Here is a 23,190-nt window from a genome sequence, read left to right as displayed (position 1 = left end):
CTGATCGCATACGACGGGGGCATGCAACTGCGCGTTCCTACCGCGCAGGCTTGGCGGCCTTCACATTCCGAAGGCATGTGACGATGGCGGTTACCTGCTCTTCGTGCCCCTTCATCTTCGCATCGATGGATTCTTTCGTGACGGTCTCTAGTGCGTGGTCCTTCGACGAGTTCAGCGAAAATTTTGGCTCGCCGGCGAAGATCATCATTTCGACGTGATCCAAGCCGGTGTTCGCGCGCACGTTCGTGCCGCCCGTCACAGAGGAGTGCACATCTTTGCAGAAGTCATTCTTTATGTCGGGAGCGGACCCGAACGGCGGATCGAACTCAGGCTCCTTCTTCTGCTTCTTGCAGCGCATTTCAGCCGGTAAGTGTCCGGGAGCTTGGGGAATGATCCTGTTGTAGAGCAGGTACTGGTGTAGGGCAATCGACCCCTCGCCGAAGTGTCCGGAATCGGCAAAGACCGCCCATGTCCCGTGCAATCCTGGGCCGCCGACCCACGCGATGTGCCCGAACAGGTTCCTGTCGGTGGTCACAAGAAAGGGTACCGACTCGGCATCCAAATACACGAGCGCTCCATTTTCTGGGTGCTTTATCGAGGTGGTCGACAGGTATGGCAGGAGCTCCGTCTTACCGTCAACCGATAGGACTGCCGTTGGGGTGTTGCCCACTTGGCGCAGCAGGGGCTTGCCTTTTCCATTCCCGATGACTGAATTGCCATCTCCGCAGGAGGGTGCACCCGGCCCCACTTCGAAGCCGAACGCGCAGAATTCCTTGGTGCCTGGGCCGAAGTCCATCCCGGCGGCGTCAAGGAGGTCCTTTTCGCAGGACTTGTCGCATGGGTAGCGCTTCCCTTCGGACTTGCCGCGCAGGCCCGGAGGGTTTGGAACCCAGCGGTCCACGCCGTCGGACAGATAGCTGAATCCCAAGTCCGGCCGTTGTTCCCCTTTCTTGAAGATGTAGGAAGACTTGCCGCCGTCGGAATTGACACGTAGGGGTGGTGCACGCACCGCGATGAGGTCGCCTGGGAATTTCAGGGTGGCATACGTGGGAACTTGTTTGTTTTCAGGCCTCCCAGAAATCCTCTGGCCAGGTATCCCGCCGCACTGGTCGTCCGCGACACTAGCGCCTGCCCAAGTGCACAGGCCTAGAGCGAAAGCAAAGAGGGGAAGAAACTTCATTTGCGGACTCCTCGGGGAACTCCCGTGATCCTTTCGACCGCAACCCGATTGGGCGTCAGCGGTGCAAACCGCGACGCTCCAGTCCGGAACTTTGATTGCGTGTCCGCGAGAGTATTTGACGCGAGCAGACTGCAGGCGTATCTACCGACAAACGGCAGGCGAGCACTGGATTTCGCTTAAGAACCCCGGTAATCTGTGCTCAAGAGGAATATAGCTAGTTGGAAGAAGCATCATGGACGCAGTCGTATCCCGGAACCCGCTGGAGGCCCTTGGCCAGAGCGTGCCTGCCTACGCGATGATGCCCGCGGAGTACCGGCAGCGGATCATCCCGGTGGCCGTATACCCTCAAATGGAGGGAGGAAAGATCTGCTTGAGCCCTGCAAACCAGGAGGCGGAGGCCGCGCTGGAACGAGTGCGGCTCGCACTGGAGCCGCTGGCGACACAGGCCGACGGAAATCCGTCCGCCTGGGCGGCGGGGGCGGTCCGCGAGCTGCTGGACATGGTGAATGCCCAACCCGGCTTCGCTTCGCCCGAAGTGCATGCGAGCTGCGCGGAGATCCGTGGCCAGCAGATCATGATCCTCAAGCAGGCGGCACTCGACACCGGCAAGATGTCCCTGGAGGTTGCGATCCGTCGCGTGCATCGCAACATCGTGGCCGAGGCCCTGGAGAAGGGTGATCCGGTTCCGCGGCCAGTTTTGATCGAGCACCAGCTCGAGGACGTGGGCGCGGAGCGGGAGATCGCAGCATGAGCCCGCAAGAGCGCATCCGCAGGCTGCTGCAGGAGCGCCTTGGCTGGATCGGGGTGGCCCCGGACCTGCGCAACGACGGGCCGGCAGTGCGAGCCGTTGCGGCGCTGATGAAGTTGCCGCTGGACCAGGTGGTCAACGAACTCGTGGAGATGCGCACGCAGCAGAACCTGGAGATGGCGCGCCGCCTCGGCCAGGCGAGTCTCACGCCGGCGGCAGTGACCCTGCTGGCTGCTTCCAGGGACTCGCTACTGGGTCGGGATCCCTTCGAGGTTGCCTTCCACCGCCGCGCGGAACAGGACGCCGACGACCTGGTGCGCTCATTCGGAGCTGCGAGCTCGCGGCCGCGCGCGATGGCCGTCTAGCAGGCTGTTGAAGAACCTTGCCGCCCCGCGTAGGTTCTTGAGACCAATCGCGTGCCTCTGCGGGCGCAAATTTTGGGATGCGACTGAGCAGGTCGATTACTGGAGCTTCAGGTCGATGCGCTCGTCCTCGAGCAGCAAGACAGAGGCATCGAGCAGGGCCTGGCCGGTGATGTCCTTGTCCTTGTACCGGCGAACCACTGATTCAGGCATCAAGTACCGGTACTCCAGTTTGCTGGGCGTCTCATCCTTTTCGGCGAAGCTCCTTGAGTGGCCATACACAACGATGTCGTATCCGGCATACGCCTTGGGCGCTGCCACTGCGTCGTTCAGTGGGGTGAGCACCTTGCGCACGGTTTCATCGAAGAGCCGCTTGCCGACGGCGTACTTGTCAAGCTTCAGCGAGTTGTACGTCGTCGTGCTGTTGATCTTCACCCTCAGGTACTTCTTCCCCTTGAACTCGCTCGTGCCGATACCTCTGATCATCACCTCGCCTTCGTTGAGGATGCTTTGAAGGCGGATGACGTCGAGAAACCGCAACACGCGCTCGCGGAGCTCACGGTCTGCGTTCGAGTTCGCGAATTCTTCTTCGAGGAAGTCGACGGGGCGTAGCATCTCAAGCTTGATTTCCTTGTACTGGTCATAGGAGGCCGTGCTTGAGGCACTGCCTTTGGTGGTGTAGTACCCGTCCTTCGTGGCCACCGCCTTGGCATTGGATTCATGGAAAACGATGGAGACTTGGTATCCCCAGAGTGCGCACCTCCCCTGTTCGTCGGTCTTGCACTCCTGCGTTTTGATCGGGTCCCCCATTGCATCGACGGTGACTTTGACGTCCACGCCTGGAATCGGTTTGCCATTGAAGTCAATTGCGCTCACGGAGTAGCTGTGCTTGACCGTGCTGGCGTAATTGCGCTGGGGAGGTGTCGCACACGCGACCAAGGCCGCAACCATGCCGAAAACTGCAATCGTCCGAATTCGAAACATCACCCCTCCTTCAATAAGAACTCAGCGGGCGGGTGTGATCGTCGATGCGATATGCGCAACGCCTCGCCTGCCGCTGTGATTATCGGATGCACTAGAGACTTAGTCCGACGGAGTTCTCTCATGCGTGCAAGCGAGATCCGCATGCCGTCAGCCGACAACGCCGCCGTGGCCTCTCGCTCGCACTACCCGCCGCGCGCCGGCGAGCCGGTGGACTGGGCGTCTCGCTTGTTCGACAGCGACGGCTGGGAGCACTTGCTGATCGACCTTGGCGGAATCCAGGTAGTCACCAGGGTGAGCTTCGCTTATGCCGTCTGGGACCGCCGGACCGGCTCATGCGTGTCGCAAACCGATGCGGGGGGCGAGGAGATGCGCATCGGTAATTCGCCCCTCACGGACGTCGAGCGCCACAAGCGACAACTGCGCGCGCAGGAGGCCGTCCGCCAGATGTACGGACACGACGAGAGCGCCTACCCAGCCGCGATCCGCGACCGATTGCGCGGCGGGTGACGCGCAGAGTGTTGCGGTGGTGGCCAGACCATCATGGGCAGAGCGAACGCCAAGGCACTTTCTCCGGACGCCCGCACCCGGCATCAGGCGTTCGCGTAGCCCCCGCGAACGAGCAAGTTCACCTCGGGCAAGACACGACCCAGGCGCCGGTGATGTTCGGTCGGACATGGCTCGTGGGCGTCTGCGATGGAGAGAAGGCGCTTAGCGCTGGGCACGAACGGCGAGCCCACCGCCTCAAGATGCCGCAGGTCATGCAGCTTGAGCACGCTGCGTCTCAGCTTGCCGACCACCGGGTCCTGCACTGGGCCTGCGTACTCGCGAAAGCCATAGGAGCGAAACAGGCGCAATAGCGGCGCGGCGCTCGCAGCAAAGCAATGCTTGGCCCCGCCCGCGAGGCCGTGCTCAAAAATCGTCTGGAGCAACAGTGCGCGCGCTCGTCCATTGCGATGCCGCGGAGCGACCGCAAGCCTGGAGCACACCACCGCATCTTCCGCGAACGGAGCGCCAGCGCCGGTCAGATCGAACACCGGCCCGTACACCGCCCGCACCTCGGGGTCATCCAAGGCGTTCACCCGGATGGTGCCGACGACCAGGTCCCCGGCCGCGACAAGGATGACGCTGGGGTTCGCCAGATCGAGAGCGTCCGTCCAAGTCCGGTTGGCGTGGTCCGCGCTGGGATACGGCTTTCCCTGTTCCTCGATGTACACCTCGTACCTGAGTCGAGCGACGGCTTGCATGTCGGCTGCCGTTTCGGCGACCCAGGCCCGCAGGGGTGCCGCACCGCGCATGATCGAATTCTCCATAACTTAATTGACTTACAACAACAAACGCTCGCAAGGCAAACAGCGAGCAAGCATTCAGGCTAAGTGCTTTGCACAAGAGCCTACGGGCATTTGAAAGCGCGGACTTGCGCTGTGACAAGGCAAAGCGTGCTGCAAGTTGCTAGCTCGCTCTGGGAGTAATACGGACGTGCTCCGCCTTACGACCTTCCCTTACGCGCCGCGGGGTCTGAGGTGGCGGTCACGCCACGGGCTCGTGGTTTCGACGCCACTGGATGGCGTCGTCCGGGCTCCCAAGACTGCCCGTGGCACGCCTGCGCGCGGTCATGCAGCCTGCTTGGCGCCAGGTGATCTGCACCGCGTTGGCGGCAACTGCAAGAGCCCGTTTTGACAGGGAGATGTCGTAGTGGCGGGTGGGCCTTCCGGGGTGCTGGAACCATCGGCGTGACACGCCGATGCGATCTGCCATCGCGTGAAGCTCCTCATCCGAGTCGGCGATCATATGACACATGACCATGGTGCCTACCTGCGCGCGCATGTCGTCGACGTAGACCATGTCCGCAATGCTGGTGAAACGAGCGCCGCGCTCAGGCTTCGGGGCTGCCGCCCCCCGCAGCGGTGCCGGGCCGCGGCGCGCGGCGCGCGCGAGCGGGTAAGGTCTGGGCCGGGCGCCAGTGCGTCGCCGAGCCAGGCACGCTCGCCGTGAGCATGCATTCCGAGCAGAGAACCCAGGACTCGTGCTTCAACTCCGATTCGGGCATCAGCCAATCGCACAGGGCGTCCGGAGCGGGCAGGCGTTCGCCGACGGAGATCCAGGTGTCCGCCCGCGGCGCCGGAATGGCGGGATGAACGCGCATCAGGCGCGCGAATTCCAGGGCGGCCGCCAGGTGGATCACGTCGCCGTCGCGGATGTGCGCGGTGAGCCCCGACCTGCGCAGCACGTCACCCACGGAGCCGGGCGCCGGTGCGGCAAGCTGGAACGGCGGTGCGTCCAGGACGGCCAGCAGTCCAAATAGGGCCAGCGTGGCGTCGCCTCGCGGGTCTTCGTAGCACCCGGTGGTGCACAGCGCCGTGGTGACGCGATGGAGGGCCTCCAGGCCGGCGTGCGCCCGTCTGGGAACTTCGATGGCCGCGTCGACCATGTCGGGCGCGGGCGTCGTGTCAGCTGCCATCTGCCGTGTCCTCTCGGTGGTGGTTGGCGGTGCGGCGCGCCGATGCGTGGTGGTCTTCACCCTCCGCGAGGACGGGCGGCGGCTCGGTCGGGCTTCGCACACTCTGGGGCCACCTCGCCGTCGGAGACGATGTCGCGGGCTCGCACGAGCACGTTGCCAGGGCTGTCGAGGATCAGCACTTCCTTGCGAGTTCGCTCGCGCGGTGTGGGATCCAGCAGGACATACCAGCCTCCGTGGCTGTTGGCGCGGGTGATCACGCCCGTGCGGCCGGCGTAGCCCTTGCCTCCGATCACGGCGTTCTTTTCGATCTGTACCTGGCCCCCGCGGGGAAAGCGCGCGAGCAGTTCCTGTTCGCGGTGCTTCGACTGCGCGATCGCCTGTTGCTGGGCGGCCATGGGTCCGCACAGCAGCCTCGCACGCAGGGCCGCAGGGACGTCGTTCCAGGCCAGCGTGGCCAACCCAGCATCCAGGCAGCCTGCCTGGCCCAGTGCGTAGGCGCGCTGCGTCGCGATGAGGCCGCTCCACCTGAGGGCGCCGGCCGCGTCGCCCTCAGCTTGCGCGCTGGGCGCCTGCGGCTGTTCGGGCGCGGCGGCGCTCACGATTCGCGCTCCGCGCGCAGTGACGGGCCCGCGGCCGCCCCTGCGTCCACCAGCACATCGCCCTCGGGCGACTCCGGGGCTTCGTGTGCCATCTCGCGCACGAGGGCAGACAGGTTGGGACCGAACAGGCCCGCGCTGACGTCGCAGCCGCCGTTCTCGGGCTTCTCGTCCTCCAGCACGGCCGCCGCGATCCGCGCGGCCAGCGTCAGCGCCGCCGGGGAAGACACCTGGGGCGCGCTCGTGCCGTCGACGAGGGCGTCGATCCGCGACAGCAGATTGTCCGGCAAGTCGTCGTCGCGGGTGAAGTGTTGGCGGACCTCGTTGAGCAGCGAGAGCGCCCGGTGGTGAGCGTTCCTGTCGGCGCGCTCCACCTCGGGCAGGCCGGCGGCGACTTCGCCGGCTACTTCGGCGCGCCGCAGCGCCTTCGCGGCCTCGCCGTAGTGGCGCGGGTTGTCCCAGCCACGGAACTTGGCGCGGCAAGCGTCCTCGAGGGCCTCGGACGACAGAACGAAGATCTGCGTGCCATCGGAGGAGGTGGTGATGCGCGCCGGCGCGAACGGGATGGGCCGGAACTCGTCGAGGTGCCGGCGCAGCACGCCCATGAGGCGCTGATCCTCGTCGTAGTCCTTGAAGAAGGTGCCTTCCAGCAGGCGCCGGTGCAGCTCCTTCAGGTCGGCGTTCTCCACCTCGCGATCGGTGGCCAGGCCGTTCTCCGGGACGCTGCACCAGGGCGTGTCGGTGGGGTCGATGAAGTAGCGCGGCTCGTCGGAGCTCCACTTTGCTGCGTCGACTCCGATCACCGTCTTGCCGGGAAAGCGTACGCCCTGCTGGTTGGTGTACGTCACCTTGGCGCCGACGGGATATTTTGGCTTACGCATGGGGAACCTCACTGTGGTTGCGGCAGTCGACTTGCGTCTCCCTCGGCATCTCCATGCCATCGGGGTGCGTTGCATGATCACGGGGACGCTGCACGGGCATCCGCAGCACGGTGCCGACCGGGTAGTAGTCGGCGCCGAGCATGTCGGGGAAGCGGTCGGCATTCAGGTCACGGATCTCCGTCCATCGGCGCTCGTCTCCGAGCTGCCGCAGGGCGATGCCGCACAGGCTCTCGCCGCTGTCGGTGATGTGAGCGGGCCCGTGCCATCCCAACTGCGACGCGGGCACCTGGGGCAGCTCCCCGAGATGGCCGACAGCTTCCCGGGACACGAGGCAGCCGCCTTCGAAGGTCTCGCACAGATAGTCGGCCGGATCCTTGCTGGCGTGATCGCCGAGGATGCAGCGCTCCAGGTCGGCAGCTGTGGCATCGCGCAGCGTCAGCGTCTGGCCAGGGCAGACGTCGTGCCACCAGCCCCAGCGCTCCCGCGGGATGTCGCGCTCCATTGCGCGTTTGGACTTGAGCTTGGCGCGGTAGATCTTCATGTCGGCCCCTACGCGGCAGCGCGCTCGTGATCGGCGCGCGGAACCTCGGCGGCGGGCTGCTGCTGCGCCTGCTCCTGGCGCACCTCGCGGTCCCAGTCGTCGCGCGAGAGGATCCAGCGCTTGGCCGGCGCGCCGCTGCGCTCGAAGGGGTTCTGCTGCTGCGAGTAGCGGCACAGCACAATCCGGGCGCTGTCCATCGAGGTGCAGAACCACACCTGGCGGTCCAGCGCGCGGGAGAGGCGATTCTCGGGCTCGTCCTCCCGATCCAGCAGCACGGCGAAGTTCTTGGCGACGCGGGCGTTCTCCACCAAGCCGTCGGGCCGGGCGTACCTGCCCACCATCCGCGGCACCGCCCAGTCGCAGCGAAACACCTTGGGAGCCATCCAGGGCCGGCCCAGGACTACGGCTTCGTACAGGCGCGCGTAGGTGCCGCCCATCGCGCAGGCGCGCTCGTAATAGCCCTCCCACAGCGGGTCGAAGATGCCCACCTGCCGGCTGATGCCTAGGCGGCGCAGGCGCTCGCCGTCCTTCAGGGAGAACTGCATGCCGCTGTCGATGGCCAGCTCCATCGCCGACGACATGGCGGCGATGGTGTCGCGGTCGCCCAGCGTGCGCGGAAGTGCGTGCGCCGTGGTGGTGAGGAAGTCCACCGCGCCGGGAGCGCGGCCGGGGAATCGGGCGGGGTCGTAGCTGCTCATGGGACCTCGTTCGGTAGATGTTCAGCGGCAGCGCTCACGGCCCGGCTGCTCGCACGTGGATGGGTCGGCCAGGGACCGGCGCGTGCTGGCGTCGGCCTGGAGCCACTCGCGAAACGACAGGCCGCTGTCGGCGTCGAGGAATTCCTGGTAGCGCCGCTGGCTGCGCGTCAGCCTCGGCGGAGACGGGCTGTGCTCCGCCGCATACGCGCGGCCGTCCTTCGTTGCCTGGAACAAGTCGCTTCCGCCGGTGAGCGGATTGCCGGGAGCGCGCGTCATGAGGCCAGCCCGCACCAGCGCCATGCAGTGGGGGTGGTCGATGCCGCCAGGGCCAGTGACGAAATGGTTGCGGTCGATTCGGCGACGGCCGTATTCGTCCAGGCCGAGGGTGTGCTGAAGGATCTCCAGCTTCCGGGCATCGGGGCCGGGCGTGGCGGGGGCGGCGGTATCAGCCACCGGGGACCTCGCGCGCGCGCTCGCGGAAGGGCGCCTGGACCAGTTCTGACCGGACGTACTCCAGCATGGCGAGGGCCGCATCGGCGGCCTTCATCTCCGCGTGGCCGTCGCTGTGGGGCAGGGGGTAGTTCCCCCGCATGCGCAGCACCAGGGCGCGCAGGTCTTGCAGTGCAGCGCGCACGGCGTCCGGCCGCAGGCTCGCCTCGGTGCATACCAAGGCGGCACCAACCTCTCCGTTCAGCCCGCAGGCGATCTGGCGTGCCAAGGCATCGCGATCGAGCCCGCCGAACATCTCGTCGCTGGGTTCGTCCTTCCCCAGGTCGGCGACGCACACCCAGGCCTGCAGGCCGTTGATGCAGGGCAGGAACGCCTCGACGACTGCATGGCCGGCGATGTCGGTGGCCGCACGGAACACCTGGGGCACGCGCTCCAGCTTGCTTGCCGGCTCTCCGGCGGGCTCGGCCGGAGGCACGTAGCCCAGGGCCGCCATGGCTTCGCGGATTGCCTTGCGTGGTTCGTCGCGCCAGTGGACGGCGATCTCCTCGGGCTGCAGCTCACCCATGCGCTCCTGCGTGAGCCTCCACCCCACGTCGGCATCACCGGCGCCGGTGGGGATGGCGAAGCAGGTGAGATCGAGGTACTCGGTGCCGAGGAAGTCCAGCAGCGCCGTGTCCGGGTGGTGCACGGCCGCCGGTGCGAAGTGCCGCACCATGGCGCGGACCTTGTCCGGCCAGCTGAGCCCCTCCTGGCTACAAAGTTCGCTCCATTTCTCGTTGATCGCCTGGTCGCTGGGTTGCTTGCGGCCCGGGGAGTCGAGCGGCGCGTCGGTGTGGTTGGCAGGGCAGTTCATGTGTTCCGCGGTCCTCCCCCATCCGGCGGCTCGCCGTCAGGTGTGGCGGCCGGCCCTAGCAGCCAACTGCCCTGACAAACACCACCACGCCGGGCACTTGGTCCACAGGACCCTGAAGGGGTATAGTTGGTTTGCAAGATGATACAGGCGCAAACCGACAAATCAAAGCAGTCGGCGCCTGCGTGAGGGCCCACCATGTACCGCTCGAAGACCTGCTCCCGAATCCTTTCCGGCCTGGCGCTGATGGCCCTGAGCCTGTGCTCTGTTGCGGCATTCGGACAGTCGATCCCGAGCCCCTCGGACTTCACGGGGCTGATGAACGCCACGCCGTCGGGCGACTGGTCGATGAAGCTGTGGCGCTACATCTTCGGAGGCTTCGCCGACAACCCGTTCTCGCCGGGCTCTCCCACGACGTTGCTGGGAAGCCTGTTCATCGTGCTGAACACGGCGCTGTTCACCGTGGGTTTCGCGTGGGCGATGTACGGGGTGGTGTCCGGCGTGGTGCAGACTGCGCACGAGGGAGAGGTCCTGGGCAAGCGCCTGTCGACGGTCTGGTTCCCCATCCGCATGACGGTGGGCATCGCAGGCATGGTGCCGATCTTCCAGGGCTTCACGATGTTCCAGTCGATCATGATGCTCATGACCGCGGTGGGCATCGGGATCGGCAACCAGCTGATGACCTCCGCTGTGGACAACACGTCCGCCATGCAGGCCCTGGTGGTGCAGGACGGCTTCGTGCCCACTGCCGTCGCTGATGTGCGCAAGGCAGCGCAGAACTCGTTTCTCTCGGGGGTTTGCCTGGCGGCCCAACAGGCGGCCGAGGCAACGCACCGGCAGCAGGGCACGCCCTTGCAGCCCACCCAGCTCGTGAACGCGCAACCGTATCTCGTGCAGGACAAGCAGGAAAGCGGGTACCGCTTCGGCAGCGCCGACGACCCGCAGAAATGCGGCTCGATCTACATGCAGTGGACCAGCCGGCAATCGAGCAGCATGACGGCCTTCCGAAGCGGCGGTGTCGACTATGGGGCGATCGCGCAGGCGGCCGCCTCGGCGTACAAGACCGGGATGGAGGCCACGGCCACCCGCTCCATCGCATTGGGTGCGCAGTGGTTCAATCAGCGGGTGGCCAACATGAATGCAGGTGCCGCGGCACCTCCCGCGCCGCTCAGTGATCTGAACGCAATCTCGGAGGAGTTCATCAAAGGCTCGCGTGCGGCGATCAGCAACACCAAGGTGAACGCGCAAGCGCTGAATTCGGACGTCAAGAGCAACATGACCGCCATGGGGTGGTTCGGCTTGGGTGCGTGGTTCTCTACCTTCGCCGAAGCCAATGCGGCGATTGCGGACGCCGCGAAGGGTCCGTCGATCAGCTCGACGCCGATTGGTGCCGGATCCGGTTACCTGGACAAGACCACTGCGGACGCCGTGGCGGCGGCGGACGACGCCCTCCGCCAGGCCCTTGCGAGCGAGCGGCCCGCGACGGGTGACGCGACCCGCGCGATCCTGGACAGCTCCATCAAGGACCTCTGCGCCGGCGATTCCGTGCTGGGGTCCAGCTGGGTGGCGCAGAAGGTCAACGGCATGGTCGGGACGGCCACGGGCAACTGTAGCCTTGGTCAGGGCCTGGTGTCCGCTGCGATCCGCGCGTCGGCGATCGGCTCTGGAGGAGGAGGCAACGGGTCGACCTTCAGCTTCGACTCCACCGGGCTGGTCAATCCGGTGCTGATGATGAAGAACCTGGGCGACTACGTCATGTCCTTCAGTTCCTCCTTGCTGATCGGAAGCGCCGCCGTCGAGTGGGCCGCCACCAAGTTCGCCGCGGTGGGGAAAGTCGTGAAGGGCGCCGCAAGCGTGATCGGGGGTGCTCCGGACAAGAGCGGTGACTCGATCGGCGAGCTCTTCTCCGTGTTGAAGCTGGCGGCGGTTCTGCTGCTTGCCCTGGGCGCATTCCTGTCGATCTACGTGCCGATGATCCCCTTCATCGTGTGGATCGGGGCGCTACTCGCGTATGCGGCGTCGGTGATCGAGGGCCTGGCGGGGGCGTCCCTGCATGCCATGGCCCACCTCGAGGGCGAAGGGGAGGGCATGGGGCAGCGCACGAGCCACGGCTACCTGTTCCTGCTGAACGTCGTGGGCCGGCCCGCGCTGATGGTGATCGCCTTCTTCGTGGCCAGCGCGCTGATGATCGTGGTCGGAACGCTGCAGGCCCAGATGTTTCTGCCCGCGATGGCGAACGTGCAGGGAAATAGCCTCACCGGCATCTTCTCCATCGTGGGATTCCTGCTGATCTTTGGGATCATGAACTTGACCCTGATCTCCGCCAGCTTCAACCTGATTCACGTGATCCCGGACCAGGTGATCGGCTTCATCGGCGGCAACATCAGCTCTCACCTGGGTCGCGAGACCGAGGACAAGGTGCACGGGGTGTTCATGATCGGCGCGCGATTCGCGCCGAATGCGATGGGGCAAGTGGGGGCGCTGCGCGACCAGCTGAATAAGGGCAAGGCAGCAGCGAACAAGGCTGGTGCGACGGCGAGTGCCTCTGCGGCAGGCCGTGGGCGCTAGCGAGCGCAGCGCTCAGTAGCGGAAGGTCTCGCCGGCCTCCCGGGCAGCTTCCCAGTCGTTCGTCAACGCAATTGCGCGGATTCCAGCTTGGTGAATGCGTTCGCGCAGCGCTGCATTCACAACCAGAGGGTGATCGGGGTCTAGCTTTGCCAGTGCTGCACGCAGGGCGTACTTCTCTGCCAAATTCGCAGCATTGTCCTCGCGCAGCTTGCTAACTGCTTCGTTCAATTGCTCGGCGTCGCGTGCCTCGCGCCGCGACTGCAGCTCGCGGGCCTTGGCCCCCGCGGCGTCCCCTATCGCCTGCACCAGATCACCGGCCGGTGAGTACCCCATATCCCTCTCCTGTCGTCACGTTCTGACCGCACTCCAGAAGCATAGCGACGGAACCTGACTTCAGGAAATGCTCGCCGCCAGAGTAGGGCAGGCGGCGACAATGTCAAGCAACGGGCAACGGAAGATTCAACCGCGTGCGAGTGCGCTCACGAGCGCGACAATGCCTTCGCGTGGGCCCGGTGGCAACATGAGGATCTGCCGCGTGAGCTCTAAGTCTCGCGCAACGGATTCGACCTCTCCTAGTGCCCGTCCTTCCGCGGAGGGGGTGCCCTCGCGAAGATCGATTTGCGCCTGCAGTGCCGCTTCAAGCGCCGGTAGATGCCGGCGCGACGGGCGGTTCCGTCCGCTCAGCCAGTACCGCACCGACTGCTCGCTGACGCCCACCATGTCAGCGAGTTGCATGACGCTGATCATGCGGGTCTTCATGTGCTTCGCGATCTGGTCTTTTACCAGCATGTCCGTCTCCCACCATGCACTTTGAGGACCGCGCCTCGGGGGGCATCGCCGTCTTGAAACCCCAGGCCATTCCCACGATTGGAGGCGGCCGGCCCGCAGCAACGTCCAGGAAGAGTGCCATGCGGAAAAAGCAAACCCGCAAGGCATGCCTGGCGGGTTTGGATCCGGTTTGGTTGCCCCGCCAGGGCCGCATCCTTGGACCACCTTGCCCCGGTTGCGGCAGGTTGGCGCGGGCGTTTGCCCGACTCGTTGATGTTGGTGTGCATTGTAGAGCGTCCGAAATGCGCTGTCACTCCCCACGCTCTCCGCCCGCACGGAGACCTATCCGTTCGCGAGCCGCATCCAGATGTCCACGTGACACCTGGCCTCAAGCGAACACCAGCACGCGAGATCGCGCCCACGCAGCTCCGCCTGGGCCCGCTCTTCTGGGTGACCACCCAGGCGGGAGAGGAATGACTTGTGCTGTTCGTAGGCGCGGACGACCTGCAGGTCACTGGCGCCGGCGAGCGTCGCGGGGTTCCAGATCCCACGTACTGCATTCTCGAACAGGGCCAGGCTCAGGGCCAGGCCGTACTGCTCCACCGGGAACGGGTTGCCCCAGCGACCAGGCCGCGCGCAGTTCACCGTTCCTGGAGGGATGCGCCAGCCTTTCGTGCGGCGCAGTTGAAGGCGGGTGGGCATCGGGACAACCTAGCATGCGCAAGTGCCAGCGCCAAACAGGCCGCGGCGGCTTGGTAGCATCTGTGGAGGAGGGCCCTCACGACATGCCGATCTATCAGGTTGCGAACAAGGAACTCAAGGCAGTTGTTCCCACGACCTTCGGCGTCGAAGGCATCCTGGAGCGCAAGGACCTGCAGCGCATGCTGCGCGAGAACATCGCGGTGCTGGATCCGCGCCTCATGGTGATCGCGGAGGAGTTCGGCGACTGGATCGACAGCCTGCGCCGCATCGACCTTCTGTGCATCGATCGCGATGCGAACCTGGTGGTAGTGGAGCTCAAGCGCACGGAAGACGGCGGTCATATGGAGCTGCAGGCCATGCGCTATGCAGCCATGGTGTCGGCCATGACCTTCGAGCAACTGGTGGACACCCATGCCCGCTTCCGGGGGACCAGCCAGGACCGGGACGAGGCCAAGGCGGCGATCTTGGACTTTCTCGGCTGGGACGAGGTCGCGGAAGATCAGTTCGGGCTGGACACGCGCGTCATCCTGGCGGCCGCGGACTTCAGCAAGGAGCTCACCACCGCGGTGATGTGGTTCATCGACCGCGGCATCGACGTGCGGTGCGTGCGCCTGAAGCCCTACCGCATGGACACCGGTACGGTGCTGCTGGACGTGCAGCAGCTCATTCCGTTGCCGGAGGCGTCGGCCTTCCAGACGCAGATCGGCGTGAAGAAGCAGGCGGAGCGGCTGGATCGCAGCGAACGCCACGAACAGCGCTATAAGTTCTGGGAAGGCCTGCTCGCGGTGGCGCGGACCAGGAGCGAGGTGCACGCCAACCGCAAGCCCACGCAGGATGGCTGGCTCGCAGGCGGCATCGGACGCGCCGGCTTCACCCTCACCTACACCACGCGGCAGCACGACTCCCAGGTGGAGCTGTGGATCGGGCACGGCGCCGGGCAGTCGGCCCGCAACAAGGCTGCCTTCAGGGCGCTGCAGGCGCAGAAGGACCAGATCGAGGCGGCCTTCGGCGCGGCGCTTGAATGGCAGGAACTGCCCGAGGGCGAGGGCTGCCGCATCCGTTTCGTCGTCGACGGCGGCTACAAGTCGCCGCAGGAGGACTGGCCGAAGATCTACGAGCAAATGGTGGACGCAATGGTGCGGCTTGACAACACCATGCGCCCCCGCGTCGCGCACCTCGCGTACTGAGCGCGGCCCCGCTAGGCACCACCGGCTGCTGCAACTCGGGACGCGCGTCCCTCATCAGAATGGCCGAAGGCCTTGTTCGGCGGCACCGGGTACCCTTGCCGTGCATGGTCGAGAAGAAGAACGCCGAGGTTCCCGTTTCTTGGGCACAGGCCCGCGACGCGCACGCAGAGGTGGAGCGCCGCCTGGGCTCGCTTGGCTCGAGCACGGCAGAAGTGGCGTGGTGGCGTGGGCATTCCGATCACCCTGATTGCCGAGGCTGCGCGCTTGCGGCTCGCCTGCGAAAGCCTGTTGGCCGTCGCAAGCGCGACTGGGTAACGACGGTGATGGGCGCGCCAGAGCGGGCCCCGGTCCCCGGAGGTGGAGAACTGGCGGCACCCCTGGCCGAGGGACGCGACGACGATCCTCTTCACGTGCCGGCGACGCCCTTCGCGCCAGCATGAGCAGAAGATGCGCCAGCCCATAACCATTTCCTCGTTCCAGCAGCACGCGCAGCAACGATGCATTTCACAGGTCCGCTGCTCCTAAGAATCACGTTTTTGCGTTAGCTTGAATCCCCGCCAGCCCCACCAAAGTAACCACGGTACGAGCGGCGCGATAACGCCCAAAACCACGAACTCCTTCCAGCGGAATACGGGTTCTAACAAGTAGCCGGCCAATAAGAGCAACGTCCACAGTGCCGTCGCTACGATAGGCACGCGTTTGAGTCCAGACATTTGCATCGGCGGACTAACGAGGCTGTGCAAAAACCAGCTTCCCGCGGGCTTGCTGTTTGCGTTGATCGGTTCGACACGCCACCATCGCGCTTTTCTCCTGCTTCGCCCCTGCGGGTTGGTTGTGGGCCATTCTGCCAGCCAGAATCGATCCCGCAAGGCTGCGAAAGCGCGCCAACCACCCTTCAGCCCCGACCATCACGGTATCCGTTGCGTGCGAGCTTCTCGAAGTTGTGGACCATGCAGTAAAGCCGCCACTGCGTGCCGACCTTGTCCTTGCCTCGCAGCGTGAATCGGTCCAGCCGTTTGTTGTGGCGCAGGTTGGCGAACACGGGCTCCACGGTGGCAATGCGTCGGCTATAGATACTGCGGCCGCGCGCGGAGTCGATCGCGCGCCTCATCAGCTGCGTGGCCACGTGTGCGCTGGGTTGCCCTCTGGCGAACATCGCCACCTGCCGCACTTCAGTACGCTGTGGGTGCCGCAGGCACTGGGCGCGCAACTGGCACGCGCCGCAGCCCGCCTTCGTCCCCTTGAATTTGTGCGCGACGCGCCCGTTGATCTTGCAGCAACTGCCACTGCTGTACATCCGCTGGCCCGCCGGACACACGCAGCTGTTGGTCTGCTCATCGACGATGAAGTCACCTGGGCGGAACAGGCGCACCGGTTGCACCCGCGTGCTCGACTTGTCATGCAGTGGATCGGGCTTGACCCTGTGGCGCTCCTGGCCGGCAAGGCGCTCGTCACGCTTTCGCATCTGGCCGTCCGCCACCATCGCGGGAATGCGGGCCTGCTGCAGCGCCTGCATGTTCTCCTTGCTGTGATAGCCCGCATCGGCAGTGATGATGGTGTGCGCCGCACGCACCCGGTCGGTCTGCTCGATCATCGGCAGCAGCATCGACTGCTCCGACCCCGACCCGGTCACCTCGGCGGCGACGATCACCTGGTGGCTCGCATCGACCGCCGCCTGTGCCGCGAAGCCCTGGATGACGCCCTTGCTGGTCGCCATCTTGGCGCTGTCATTGTCCGTGACGTTGGACTTCAGCTCCTGGCCCTTGCGGTTGCGCCGCTGCTGCTCGCGCGCCAGGAAGTCGCGCGTGGCCTGGGCTTCCCTTTGCAGCGCCTCGATGCGCTGCTGGCGGTCGGCGCCAGCGACGCCCTCATCGCCTGCGTCATCGCGGCTGCGATGTAGCTCGATCATCTTGCGAGCCGCCTTGTCCAGTCGCTCGGCGCGGTGGCGCAGCTGCGCGTGGCTGCCGCTGCGCTCCTTGCTGGCGTTGGAAGGCAACTTCACCCCGTCGATGGCGAACATCTGCCGCCCGATCAGACCTTGCCGATCACAGGTGACCAGCACCTGCGTGAACAACGGCTGGATCTGCTCGCCCAGCTCCCGCACGAACTTCGCGATGTGCGTGTAGCTCGGTTGCGAGTCGCCGCTGAGGGCCATGAACAGCACGTTCTGGCGGCACGCCTGCTCGATGCGCCGGCTGGAGACCAGCCCCCGGCTGTACGCCAGCAGCACGATCTTGAGCATCACGCGTGGGTCGTAGGCGCTGGCACCGGTCTCGTCGTTGCGAAACCTCGCGTCCAGTCCCGACAGGTCAAGTTCGTGATCGACCAAGTGGTCCAAGGCGAATTCGAACGTGCCGGAGTGGATCTGCTCCGTCAACACCACCGGCAGCAGCAGCGGATCTCGGTGAACGGGCTTGTAGCGGGGCATGGCGTTTGCGGCGAATGCGATGCTCCCGCAAACGATTCAACCACCCTTGCAGATGACCGCCTGCCGATCGACGGCAGGTTTTTGCACAGCCTCAACAACGAGGCTGTGCAAAAACCCGATCCTCGCCGCGCACGCAGTGCCCTGGGAACAAGTTGACCTTTTGCATCGCTTCTCCTCGATGATCTGAGCTCATTGCGATCTCCGGACTCATTCTGGCATCCTGGGGCGCTCTGGCAAGTCTTTGTGCGGTCTTCAACGCGCTTCTCATCGCCTGCTTTCCTCCGAGCCGCTGCGCGCGAGTTTCTCGATGTTGTGCACCAGGCAATAAAGCCGCCATTGCGTGCCCACTTTCTCCTTGCCGCGCAGCGTGAATCGGTCCAGCCGCTTGGTGTGGCGGATGTTGCCGAACACCGGTTCCACCGTGGCTATGCGCTGACTGTAGATCGCCCGGCCCCTCGCCGAGTCGATCGCGCGCTTCATCAGTTCGGTGGCCGCGTGGCCGCTTTGCGGGCCGCTGGCGAAGAGCGCTACCTGCCGCACCGGCGTGTGCTCGGGATGGCGCAGGCACTGCGAACGCATCGCGCAAAGCCCGCATGCGCCCTGTGTCCCCTTGTACCTGTGAGCGATCCGCCCGTTGATGCGGCAGCGGCTGCCACTGCTGTACAGGCTCTGGCCCGCGGGGCAGATGCAGCAATTGCCCTGCACGTCCACGATGAAGTCCGAAGGACGGAACAGACGAATCGGCTTGTCCTGCACCTTCGTCTTGTCATGCAAGGGCTCCGGTTTATCGCGATGCCGCTGCTGGTTCGCAAAGCGCTCGTCGCGCTTTCGCATCTGGCCATCGGCCACCAGCGCCGGGATGCCCGCCTCGTGCAGCGCGCGCATGTTCTCGTGGCTGTGAAAGCCCGCATCGGCCGTCATCACGGTGCGCTCGCCAGCCAGCGCTTGCGCCTGCCCGATCATGGGCAGCAGCATCGACTGTTCCGAGCCAGAGCCGATCACGTCGGCCGCCACGATCACCTGATGGCTTGCGTCCACCGCCGCCTGCGCCGCGTAGCCCTGGATGACGCCCTTGCTGGTGGCCATCTTGGCGCTGTCGTTGTCCGTGACGTTGGACTTCAGCTCCTGGCCCTTGGCATTGCGACGCGGCTGCTCGCGCGCCAGGAACTCGCGCATGGCCTGCGCCTCGCGGTGCAGATCGTCGATGCGCCGCTGGCGCGCTGCGCCGCCTGCACCTTCGTCTGCGTCGTCGGCCCCATCGCGACTGCGATGCAGCTCGATCATCTTGCTTGCCGCCTTGTCCAGGCGCTCGGCACGATGGCGCAGCTCCGCGTGCGTGCCACTGCGCTCCTTGCTGGCATTGCACGGCAGCTTCACCCCGTCGAAGGCGAACATCTGCCGCCCGATGAGCCCCTGGCGATCGCACACCAGCAGCACCTGCGTGAACAGCGGCTGGATCTGGTCAGCCAGTTCGCGCACGAACTTGGCGATATGCGTGTAGCTCGGTTGCGAGTCACCGCTGAGGGCCATGAACACCACGTTCTGCCGGCAAGCCGCTTCGATCCTGCGGCTGGTGTTCAGCCCCCGGCTGTACGCGAGCAGCACGATCTTGAGCATCACGCGCGGATCGTAGGCACTGGCGCCAGTCTCGTCGTTGCGGAACTTCGCGTCCAATGCGGACAGGTCCAGCTCGTGGTCGACCAAGTGATCGAGAGCGAACTCGAAGGTGCCTGGCTGGATCTGCTCGGCAAGCACCACCGGCAGCAGCAGCGGATCGCGGTGAACGGGCTTGTAGCGGGGCATGGCGCCTAAGTCGGGGAGCGATGCCTCCGCAAACGATTCAACAGGGTTGCGCGATGACGAGTCGCCGATCAACGGGAGGGTTTTTGCACAGGCTCAACGTTGGAGATGACCGGCGGACAGTAGGCCGGCGAAGCCGGCCGATAGGACGTCCGTGTCGATCGACTTGTTAGGTCGCTGTGATTCAGCGGCGCTCAATGCACACCTGACGGTACCAAGACTCGAAGCTAGGCCAACGCTCATTGCTCGAGCCATTGTGCGACCAGTACAGGATTTCCCCTTCGGGCGTCAGACAGAAATAGTCGCCGTTGTCCTCAATGAAGGGGAGCCGATTCCGCGGCACCCCAATTGCTCCCCAGGCCGTCTCCGCAATCTCGCACAGATCAAGGTGTCCCGAGCCAGGTAGTACCAGCGCCGGCTCGAACAAGGCGTTCCCAACGTCTCCGCCCGTCTTGAGGAACTCACGATACTCCCGCGGGAAGGGGAACTGAAGCCGCGCCTCAGCGACATCGATCTCGGCGTCGGCCGGTGGGCGATAGTAGTCTGGAGCTGCCACGGTAAGCGACCTAACGTGAAGTACCCGCCGATATGCGTCGATACCCTTCGACGCCGGCGAATAACCTTGGACGGCGAGGCAGGGAAAACCCAGTTCTGGCGCTGGTCGCCGGGTAGCATACTGTATAAATGTACAGGTATAACTGTGCTGCCAAAGTCGCCGCTCCCGCGTTCGCCTCGACGCGCCTGCTTGACCAGGTGCGAGAGCGCATTCGGTACCTTCACTATAGCCAGGCAACTGAGAAGGCCTACGTGTACTGGCTGCGCTACTTCATTCGGTGGAGCGGCCTGCGGCATCCGCGCGACATGGGTAGGCAGGAAGTTGAGGCCTTTCTGACCATGCTGGCCAACGAGCGCCGGGTTTCCACCTCCACGCACAAGCAGGCGCTCAGTGCAATCCTTTTTCTGTACCGCGAGGTTCTCACCCAGGAACTGCCGTGGTTGGAAGAAATCGGTCGCCCCGCGCAACGCAAGCGAATTCCCGCGGTGCTGACCAAGGAGGAGATCACAACCGTGCTCACGCTCCTGGGTGGGCAGGAGCGGCTTCTTGCGCAACTGCTGTACGGCACGGGCATGCGCCTCATGGAGGGACTCACGCTGCGGGTCAAGGACCTGGACTTCGACCGACGCGCAATCGTAGTGCGTGAGGTGGTACAGCGGAAAGGAGATCGAGGACCTCACGCAACCGGTGGAATCGCTGGCCAGCAAGGCGGCCGCGGTGCACGTGGTCTTCAACACCAACTACGAGGACCAGGGGCAGGTGAACGCGCGCCTGATGATGCAGGCGCTGCAGCACAGGTCAAACCAGGGGAATGGAGGCGGCTGACCGCAGCGCCCCCGGCTCAGCGTCTTTCGGACTGAGGGTGTTCGCGACGTGGCGGCTCCTCCGGGCGTTCCAGGTGTTGCAAGTAGCCGTCCCACAGTTCCTGCACGACGCGCGCCTGCAGGCGGTCCTTGGGTGCCTTGTGCGGGTCGCGGCCGGGGCGCTGCGCCAGCTGTAGCTTCAGGCGTACGAAGTCCAGAGGATGGAGCGTTCGCATCATGGCCATCTCGCCAGTGGGTGCGATCACGAGGTGCTCGAACTTGCGGCTGCTGGCCAGTTGCTCTCCCTGGTCCGCCTGGACCGCCCAGAAGTCGTTCTCGTCATCCGACATGCGCAGCGGGTGCGGATCGCCGGCGGTGGCGTACCGCCGGATGATGTCGATCTCGAAGCCCGGATCGTTGACCGCGGTCTGCAACTGGTCACTCTTCACCTTGAAGGTCGGGTCGGCTCGCCGAAATACCTCGATCAGCGATCGCGCGTCGCTGCGCTTCAGGCGCGAGCTGTATGCCCGGAACTTCGCAGCCTCGAACAGGAGGTCGAGGTCCATGGTCGCCAGGGCGCCGGCTTCGACGCGCACGCCGGCCGCCGTCTCATAGGCGTACAGCGCATGGGTGCCGACGGTCAGGAACTGGTCGGAGAGCCCCGCCTGGTCCAGGGCGGCCAGGCTTCGCACCACGACGGCCGGCGTCCGCCCGACGCGGTATGCGCGGTTCAGCCGGCGCTGCTCCTCCAGGGTTGCCTTCATGGCCTTGAGCCTGGCTTCCGCCGGCGCCTTTCGTGAGTGGAAAGCGGCGTAAATCGCCTGTGTCCTGTCGTCCTGGGGGCCCAGACTGGTCTCGCCGCCAGAGGGGCTCACGCGGATGAGGTAGACGCGGCCGTCCACTGTCTTCCAGCGCATAGATCCGCGGACCTCGGCAGCCTCAGCCTTGGCGCGAACGTAGTTCGCCCACGCAGCGGCGGCGTCGCTGAGCTGACGCAGTTGCTTCTCTTCAAGGTCGATGAACTGGAACACGTTTCCGAGCGATTAATGTGATTGGGAGATTACTAGGAAAGTCGAATAAATTCAATCATCTACGGTTGCCCAATCCTGTCCGCAAACGCTGCGCCCCGGTACGAACCAGAGGACTCTATATAGCGCTATAGAATATGCGCGCGAGATAAAAGGCCGACATGCGCATAAGAAGCGGCGACAGTTCCATAATCGACCCTAATTCACCATAATCGACCCTATAGCCCCATCCCGGGGAGCGAGGCCGCTTCATGGAAGTCTTCCACCGAACCCAGCTTGCCGCCGACCTGGCCAAGAAAATCCTACACGTCGCGCCAGGCTCGGCGGCCGGGTCGGGCCTGTTCCTGGCGGCGCCGCGCCGCACTGGGAAGTCCACCTTCTTGCGGGAGGATCTGCGCCCGGAACTGGAGTCGGCAGGCGCCCTGGTGGTGTACGTCGACTTGTGGAAGGACAAGAAGGCCGACCCGGGCGTGGTGATCGTCAACGCCGTGCGGTCGGAGCTGGCCAAGCATGAGAGTGCCCTGAAGCGCCTGGCGCGCAACACCGGCCTCGAAAAGGTTTCCGTCGCCGGCGTGGGGTTCAACCTCCAGCAGGTGGGGCTCGGTGACGGGGTGTCGCTTTCCGACGCGCTGGCGGCACTCTCGGACGAGGAGAAGCGGCCGATCGCCTTGATCATCGACGAAGCCCAACACGCCATCACGAGCGAAATGGGCAGCGACGCCCTTTTCGCCCTGAAGGCCGCGCGCGACGAGCTCAACAGCAGTGCGCACCACGGCCTGCGCCTGGTGGCGACAGGTTCGAACCGCGACAAGCTCTCCATGCTGCGCTCCAGTCGCGACCAGGCATTCTTCGGCGCGCCGCTGATCTCGTTTCCCCCGCTCGGGAGGGACTACGTGGAATGGTTCTGCGCGGGAGCGGGGCTCGCCGCGCCGCTGGACGTGGACGACACCTTTACGCTGTTCAAGGAGGCCGCGAACCGGCCGGAGATTCTCGGGGCCGCTGCAGACGAACTGCGATTCGACTTCGAGCTGCGACCGGAGGAGGTTCGCGAACGCTTCCGCGCTGCGGTGCGCAAGCAGATCGAAGAGAGCAGCCAGGAGTTGCTGCGTGTCGTGCACAGCCTCACCCCGGCGCAGGCAACCGTGTTGCGCGTGCTGGCCGGCCGCGGCAGGGGCTATGCACCCTTCGAGGCAGCAACCCTCACCGCCTATGGCGACGTGCTGAAGGGGCTCACCGGCGACCCTGCCGCCATGCTGGACGTGGCGCAGGTCCAGACGGCGCTGCTTGCGTTGCAGGAGAAGGCGCTCGTGTGGCGTGCGGCTCGCGGGGTGTACGCGCTGGAAGAGAGCAGTCTGGCGGACGTGATGGCCAGCCACGGGATGCTCGACGGCGTGCCTGGCACCCAGCAACGGGTCGAGCGCGAACGAGAGCGGCCGGCGTGAGCGGCTGGGTGGAGCGGTGACGTGCGTCGTGGCCTGAACAAGAAATTCAGGGCCGGCGTGCCTCGCGTTCACGCCGATCTTTCGGTGCACGTTCTCGCCCTCGACGGTGATGTGCTTCACGTGCTCCCGCCCGGGGATCTTGCGGGTGGCGGCAGCGGGT

General features: G+C 65.3%; 25 protein-coding genes and 1 riboswitch. Of the genes, 7 read left to right on the top strand and 18 right to left on the bottom strand.

Going from position 1 to position 23,190, the window contains the following annotated elements:
* Positions 1-37: 37 nt before the first annotated feature.
* On the bottom strand, positions 38-1,180 hold the full coding sequence (locus WG923_RS14185; RefSeq protein WP_340351631.1) for a hypothetical protein: 1,143 nt from the start codon (positions 1,178-1,180) through the stop codon (positions 38-40).
* 232 nt (positions 1,181-1,412) lie between these two features.
* Here WG923_RS14185 and WG923_RS14180 point away from each other — a divergent pair, with 232 nt between their 5' ends.
* Positions 1,413-1,931, top strand: coding sequence for a hypothetical protein (locus tag WG923_RS14180; protein ID WP_340351630.1), 519 nt, complete (start codon positions 1,413-1,415; stop codon positions 1,929-1,931).
* Entirely contained in the window at positions 1,928-2,293 is a 366-nt protein-coding gene (locus WG923_RS14175) for a hypothetical protein (protein ID WP_340351629.1), read from the top strand. Before WG923_RS14180 ends, WG923_RS14175 begins: the two co-directional genes overlap by 4 nt.
* Positions 2,294-2,389: 96 nt before the next feature.
* On the opposite strand, the gene WG923_RS14170 is transcribed toward WG923_RS14175, so the two are convergent.
* A complete protein-coding gene (locus WG923_RS14170; protein ID WP_340351628.1) occupies positions 2,390-3,274 on the bottom strand; it encodes a hypothetical protein in 885 nt (294 codons plus the stop codon).
* Between the two features lie 120 nt (positions 3,275-3,394).
* Between WG923_RS14170 and WG923_RS14165 the strand changes: the two genes are divergently transcribed.
* A complete protein-coding gene (locus tag WG923_RS14165; RefSeq protein ID WP_340351627.1) occupies positions 3,395-3,781 on the top strand; it encodes a hypothetical protein in 387 nt (128 codons plus the stop codon).
* Between the two features lie 83 nt (positions 3,782-3,864).
* Here WG923_RS14165 and WG923_RS14160 read toward each other — a convergent pair whose 3' ends face one another.
* The 9 genes from WG923_RS14160 to WG923_RS14120 all read right to left on the bottom strand — a co-directional run bounded on the left by WG923_RS14160 (position 3,865) and on the right by WG923_RS14120 (position 9,751).
* Positions 3,865-4,584, bottom strand: coding sequence for a GNAT family N-acetyltransferase (locus tag WG923_RS14160; RefSeq protein ID WP_340351626.1), 720 nt, complete (start codon positions 4,582-4,584; stop codon positions 3,865-3,867).
* 217 nt (positions 4,585-4,801) lie between these two features.
* A complete protein-coding gene (locus WG923_RS14155) occupies positions 4,802-5,116 on the bottom strand; it encodes a DUF4031 domain-containing protein (protein ID WP_340351625.1) in 315 nt (104 codons plus the stop codon).
* A 31-nt stretch (positions 5,117-5,147) separates the two neighbouring features.
* Entirely contained in the window at positions 5,148-5,732 is a 585-nt protein-coding gene (locus tag WG923_RS14150) for a hypothetical protein (RefSeq protein ID WP_340351624.1), read from the bottom strand.
* Between the two features lie 56 nt (positions 5,733-5,788).
* Positions 5,789-6,331, bottom strand: coding sequence for a hypothetical protein (locus tag WG923_RS14145; protein ID WP_340351623.1), 543 nt, complete (start codon positions 6,329-6,331; stop codon positions 5,789-5,791).
* A complete protein-coding gene (locus WG923_RS14140; RefSeq protein WP_340351622.1) occupies positions 6,328-7,209 on the bottom strand; it encodes a hypothetical protein in 882 nt (293 codons plus the stop codon). Before WG923_RS14140 ends, WG923_RS14145 begins: the two co-directional genes overlap by 4 nt.
* A complete protein-coding gene (locus WG923_RS14135; protein WP_340351621.1) occupies positions 7,202-7,750 on the bottom strand; it encodes a LysM peptidoglycan-binding domain-containing protein in 549 nt (182 codons plus the stop codon). The genes WG923_RS14140 and WG923_RS14135 overlap by 8 nt, the downstream gene beginning before the upstream one ends.
* 8 nt (positions 7,751-7,758) lie before the next feature.
* Positions 7,759-8,448 carry a hypothetical protein gene (locus tag WG923_RS14130; protein ID WP_340351620.1) on the bottom strand — a complete coding sequence of 230 codons (690 nt, stop codon included), beginning with the start codon at positions 8,446-8,448 and terminating at the stop codon, positions 7,759-7,761.
* Between the two features lie 21 nt (positions 8,449-8,469).
* A complete protein-coding gene (locus WG923_RS14125; RefSeq protein ID WP_340351619.1) occupies positions 8,470-8,901 on the bottom strand; it encodes a hypothetical protein in 432 nt (143 codons plus the stop codon).
* Positions 8,894-9,751 carry a hypothetical protein gene (locus WG923_RS14120; protein ID WP_340351618.1) on the bottom strand — a complete coding sequence of 286 codons (858 nt, stop codon included), beginning with the start codon at positions 9,749-9,751 and terminating at the stop codon, positions 8,894-8,896. The genes WG923_RS14125 and WG923_RS14120 overlap by 8 nt, the downstream gene beginning before the upstream one ends.
* Before the next feature lie 195 nt (positions 9,752-9,946).
* On the opposite strand from WG923_RS14120, the gene WG923_RS14115 reads away from it, so the two are divergent.
* Positions 9,947-12,316, top strand: coding sequence for a DotA/TraY family protein (locus WG923_RS14115; RefSeq protein WP_340351617.1), 2,370 nt, complete (start codon positions 9,947-9,949; stop codon positions 12,314-12,316).
* Between the two features lie 12 nt (positions 12,317-12,328).
* Here WG923_RS14115 and WG923_RS14110 read toward each other — a convergent pair whose 3' ends face one another.
* From WG923_RS14110 to WG923_RS14100, 3 genes are all read right to left on the bottom strand, one after another.
* Positions 12,329-12,649, bottom strand: coding sequence for a hypothetical protein (locus WG923_RS14110; RefSeq protein WP_340351616.1), 321 nt, complete (start codon positions 12,647-12,649; stop codon positions 12,329-12,331).
* A 126-nt stretch (positions 12,650-12,775) separates the two neighbouring features.
* Positions 12,776-13,105 carry a helix-turn-helix domain-containing protein gene (locus tag WG923_RS14105; RefSeq protein WP_340351615.1) on the bottom strand — a complete coding sequence of 110 codons (330 nt, stop codon included), beginning with the start codon at positions 13,103-13,105 and terminating at the stop codon, positions 12,776-12,778.
* A 159-nt stretch (positions 13,106-13,264) separates the two neighbouring features.
* Positions 13,265-13,366, bottom strand: a riboswitch (SAM-I-IV-variant riboswitch).
* Between the two features lie 60 nt (positions 13,367-13,426).
* The gene (locus tag WG923_RS14100; protein ID WP_340351614.1) at positions 13,427-13,786 is read right to left on the bottom strand and encodes a DUF4326 domain-containing protein; all 360 of its coding nucleotides are present in this window, start codon (positions 13,784-13,786) and stop codon (positions 13,427-13,429) included.
* A gap of 83 nt (positions 13,787-13,869) precedes the next feature.
* Between WG923_RS14100 and WG923_RS14095 the strand changes: the two genes are divergently transcribed.
* Entirely contained in the window at positions 13,870-14,973 is a 1,104-nt protein-coding gene (locus WG923_RS14095; RefSeq protein WP_340351613.1) for a DUF4268 domain-containing protein, read from the top strand.
* 895 nt (positions 14,974-15,868) lie between these two features.
* Here the strand turns inward: WG923_RS14095 and WG923_RS14090 are convergent.
* The 3 genes from WG923_RS14090 to WG923_RS30425 form a co-directional block, all read right to left on the bottom strand.
* Positions 15,869-17,401, bottom strand: a complete 1,533-nt coding sequence (locus tag WG923_RS14090) for an IS1182 family transposase (protein WP_340351612.1) — start codon at positions 17,399-17,401, stop codon at positions 15,869-15,871.
* 264 nt (positions 17,402-17,665) lie between these two features.
* The gene (locus tag WG923_RS14085) at positions 17,666-19,276 is read right to left on the bottom strand and encodes an IS1182 family transposase (RefSeq protein WP_340351611.1); all 1,611 of its coding nucleotides are present in this window, start codon (positions 19,274-19,276) and stop codon (positions 17,666-17,668) included.
* Positions 19,277-19,385: 109 nt separating this feature from the next.
* Complete coding sequence (locus tag WG923_RS30425) at positions 19,386-19,757, bottom strand: SMI1/KNR4 family protein (RefSeq protein WP_445322931.1); 372 nt, start codon at positions 19,755-19,757, stop codon at positions 19,386-19,388.
* Positions 19,758-19,885: 128 nt separating this feature from the next.
* Between WG923_RS30425 and WG923_RS14080 the strand changes: the two genes are divergently transcribed.
* A complete protein-coding gene (locus tag WG923_RS14080; RefSeq protein WP_445322930.1) occupies positions 19,886-20,617 on the top strand; it encodes a phage integrase N-terminal SAM-like domain-containing protein in 732 nt (243 codons plus the stop codon).
* Here the strand turns inward: WG923_RS14080 and WG923_RS14075 are convergent.
* Entirely contained in the window at positions 20,599-21,591 is a 993-nt protein-coding gene (locus tag WG923_RS14075) for a GSU2403 family nucleotidyltransferase fold protein (protein WP_340351610.1), read from the bottom strand. The two genes, WG923_RS14080 and WG923_RS14075, sit on opposite strands and share 19 nt — an antisense overlap.
* 248 nt (positions 21,592-21,839) lie before the next feature.
* On the opposite strand from WG923_RS14075, the gene WG923_RS14070 reads away from it, so the two are divergent.
* Positions 21,840-23,030, top strand: a complete 1,191-nt coding sequence (locus tag WG923_RS14070) for an AAA family ATPase (RefSeq protein WP_340351609.1) — start codon at positions 21,840-21,842, stop codon at positions 23,028-23,030.
* Positions 23,031-23,190 lie beyond the last annotated feature (160 nt).

Source organism: Ramlibacter sp. AN1133, assembly GCF_037890035.1.
Lineage (GTDB): Bacteria > Pseudomonadota > Gammaproteobacteria > Burkholderiales > Burkholderiaceae_C > Ramlibacter.
The sequence above is the reverse complement of the archived record's forward strand: the minus strand, read 5'-3'. Positions and strand labels throughout refer to the sequence as shown.

Coding starts and splice junctions, on each gene's coding strand:
- WG923_RS14185 (WP_340351631.1), bottom strand. CDS start 1,180: ATGAAGTTTCTTCCCCTCTTTGCTTTCGCTCTAGGCCTGTGCACTTGG.
- WG923_RS14180 (WP_340351630.1), top strand. CDS start 1,413: ATGGACGCAGTCGTATCCCGGAACCCGCTGGAGGCCCTTGGCCAGAGC.
- WG923_RS14175 (WP_340351629.1), top strand. CDS start 1,928: ATGAGCCCGCAAGAGCGCATCCGCAGGCTGCTGCAGGAGCGCCTTGGC.
- WG923_RS14170 (WP_340351628.1), bottom strand. CDS start 3,274: ATGTTTCGAATTCGGACGATTGCAGTTTTCGGCATGGTTGCGGCCTTG.
- WG923_RS14165 (WP_340351627.1), top strand. CDS start 3,395: ATGCGTGCAAGCGAGATCCGCATGCCGTCAGCCGACAACGCCGCCGTG.
- WG923_RS14160 (WP_340351626.1), bottom strand. CDS start 4,584: ATGGAGAATTCGATCATGCGCGGTGCGGCACCCCTGCGGGCCTGGGTC.
- WG923_RS14155 (WP_340351625.1), bottom strand. CDS start 5,116: ATGGTCTACGTCGACGACATGCGCGCGCAGGTAGGCACCATGGTCATG.
- WG923_RS14150 (WP_340351624.1), bottom strand. CDS start 5,732: ATGGCAGCTGACACGACGCCCGCGCCCGACATGGTCGACGCGGCCATC.
- WG923_RS14140 (WP_340351622.1), bottom strand. CDS start 7,209: ATGCGTAAGCCAAAATATCCCGTCGGCGCCAAGGTGACGTACACCAAC.
- WG923_RS14135 (WP_340351621.1), bottom strand. CDS start 7,750: ATGAAGATCTACCGCGCCAAGCTCAAGTCCAAACGCGCAATGGAGCGC.
- WG923_RS14130 (WP_340351620.1), bottom strand. CDS start 8,448: ATGAGCAGCTACGACCCCGCCCGATTCCCCGGCCGCGCTCCCGGCGCG.
- WG923_RS14120 (WP_340351618.1), bottom strand. CDS start 9,751: ATGAACTGCCCTGCCAACCACACCGACGCGCCGCTCGACTCCCCGGGC.
- WG923_RS14115 (WP_340351617.1), top strand. CDS start 9,947: ATGTACCGCTCGAAGACCTGCTCCCGAATCCTTTCCGGCCTGGCGCTG.
- WG923_RS14110 (WP_340351616.1), bottom strand. CDS start 12,649: ATGGGGTACTCACCGGCCGGTGATCTGGTGCAGGCGATAGGGGACGCC.
- WG923_RS14105 (WP_340351615.1), bottom strand. CDS start 13,105: ATGCTGGTAAAAGACCAGATCGCGAAGCACATGAAGACCCGCATGATC.
- WG923_RS14100 (WP_340351614.1), bottom strand. CDS start 13,786: ATGCCCACCCGCCTTCAACTGCGCCGCACGAAAGGCTGGCGCATCCCT.
- WG923_RS14095 (WP_340351613.1), top strand. CDS start 13,870: ATGCCGATCTATCAGGTTGCGAACAAGGAACTCAAGGCAGTTGTTCCC.
- WG923_RS14090 (WP_340351612.1), bottom strand. CDS start 17,401: ATGCCCCGCTACAAGCCCGTTCACCGAGATCCGCTGCTGCTGCCGGTG.
- WG923_RS14080 (WP_445322930.1), top strand. CDS start 19,886: ATGTACAGGTATAACTGTGCTGCCAAAGTCGCCGCTCCCGCGTTCGCC.
- WG923_RS14070 (WP_340351609.1), top strand. CDS start 21,840: ATGGAAGTCTTCCACCGAACCCAGCTTGCCGCCGACCTGGCCAAGAAA.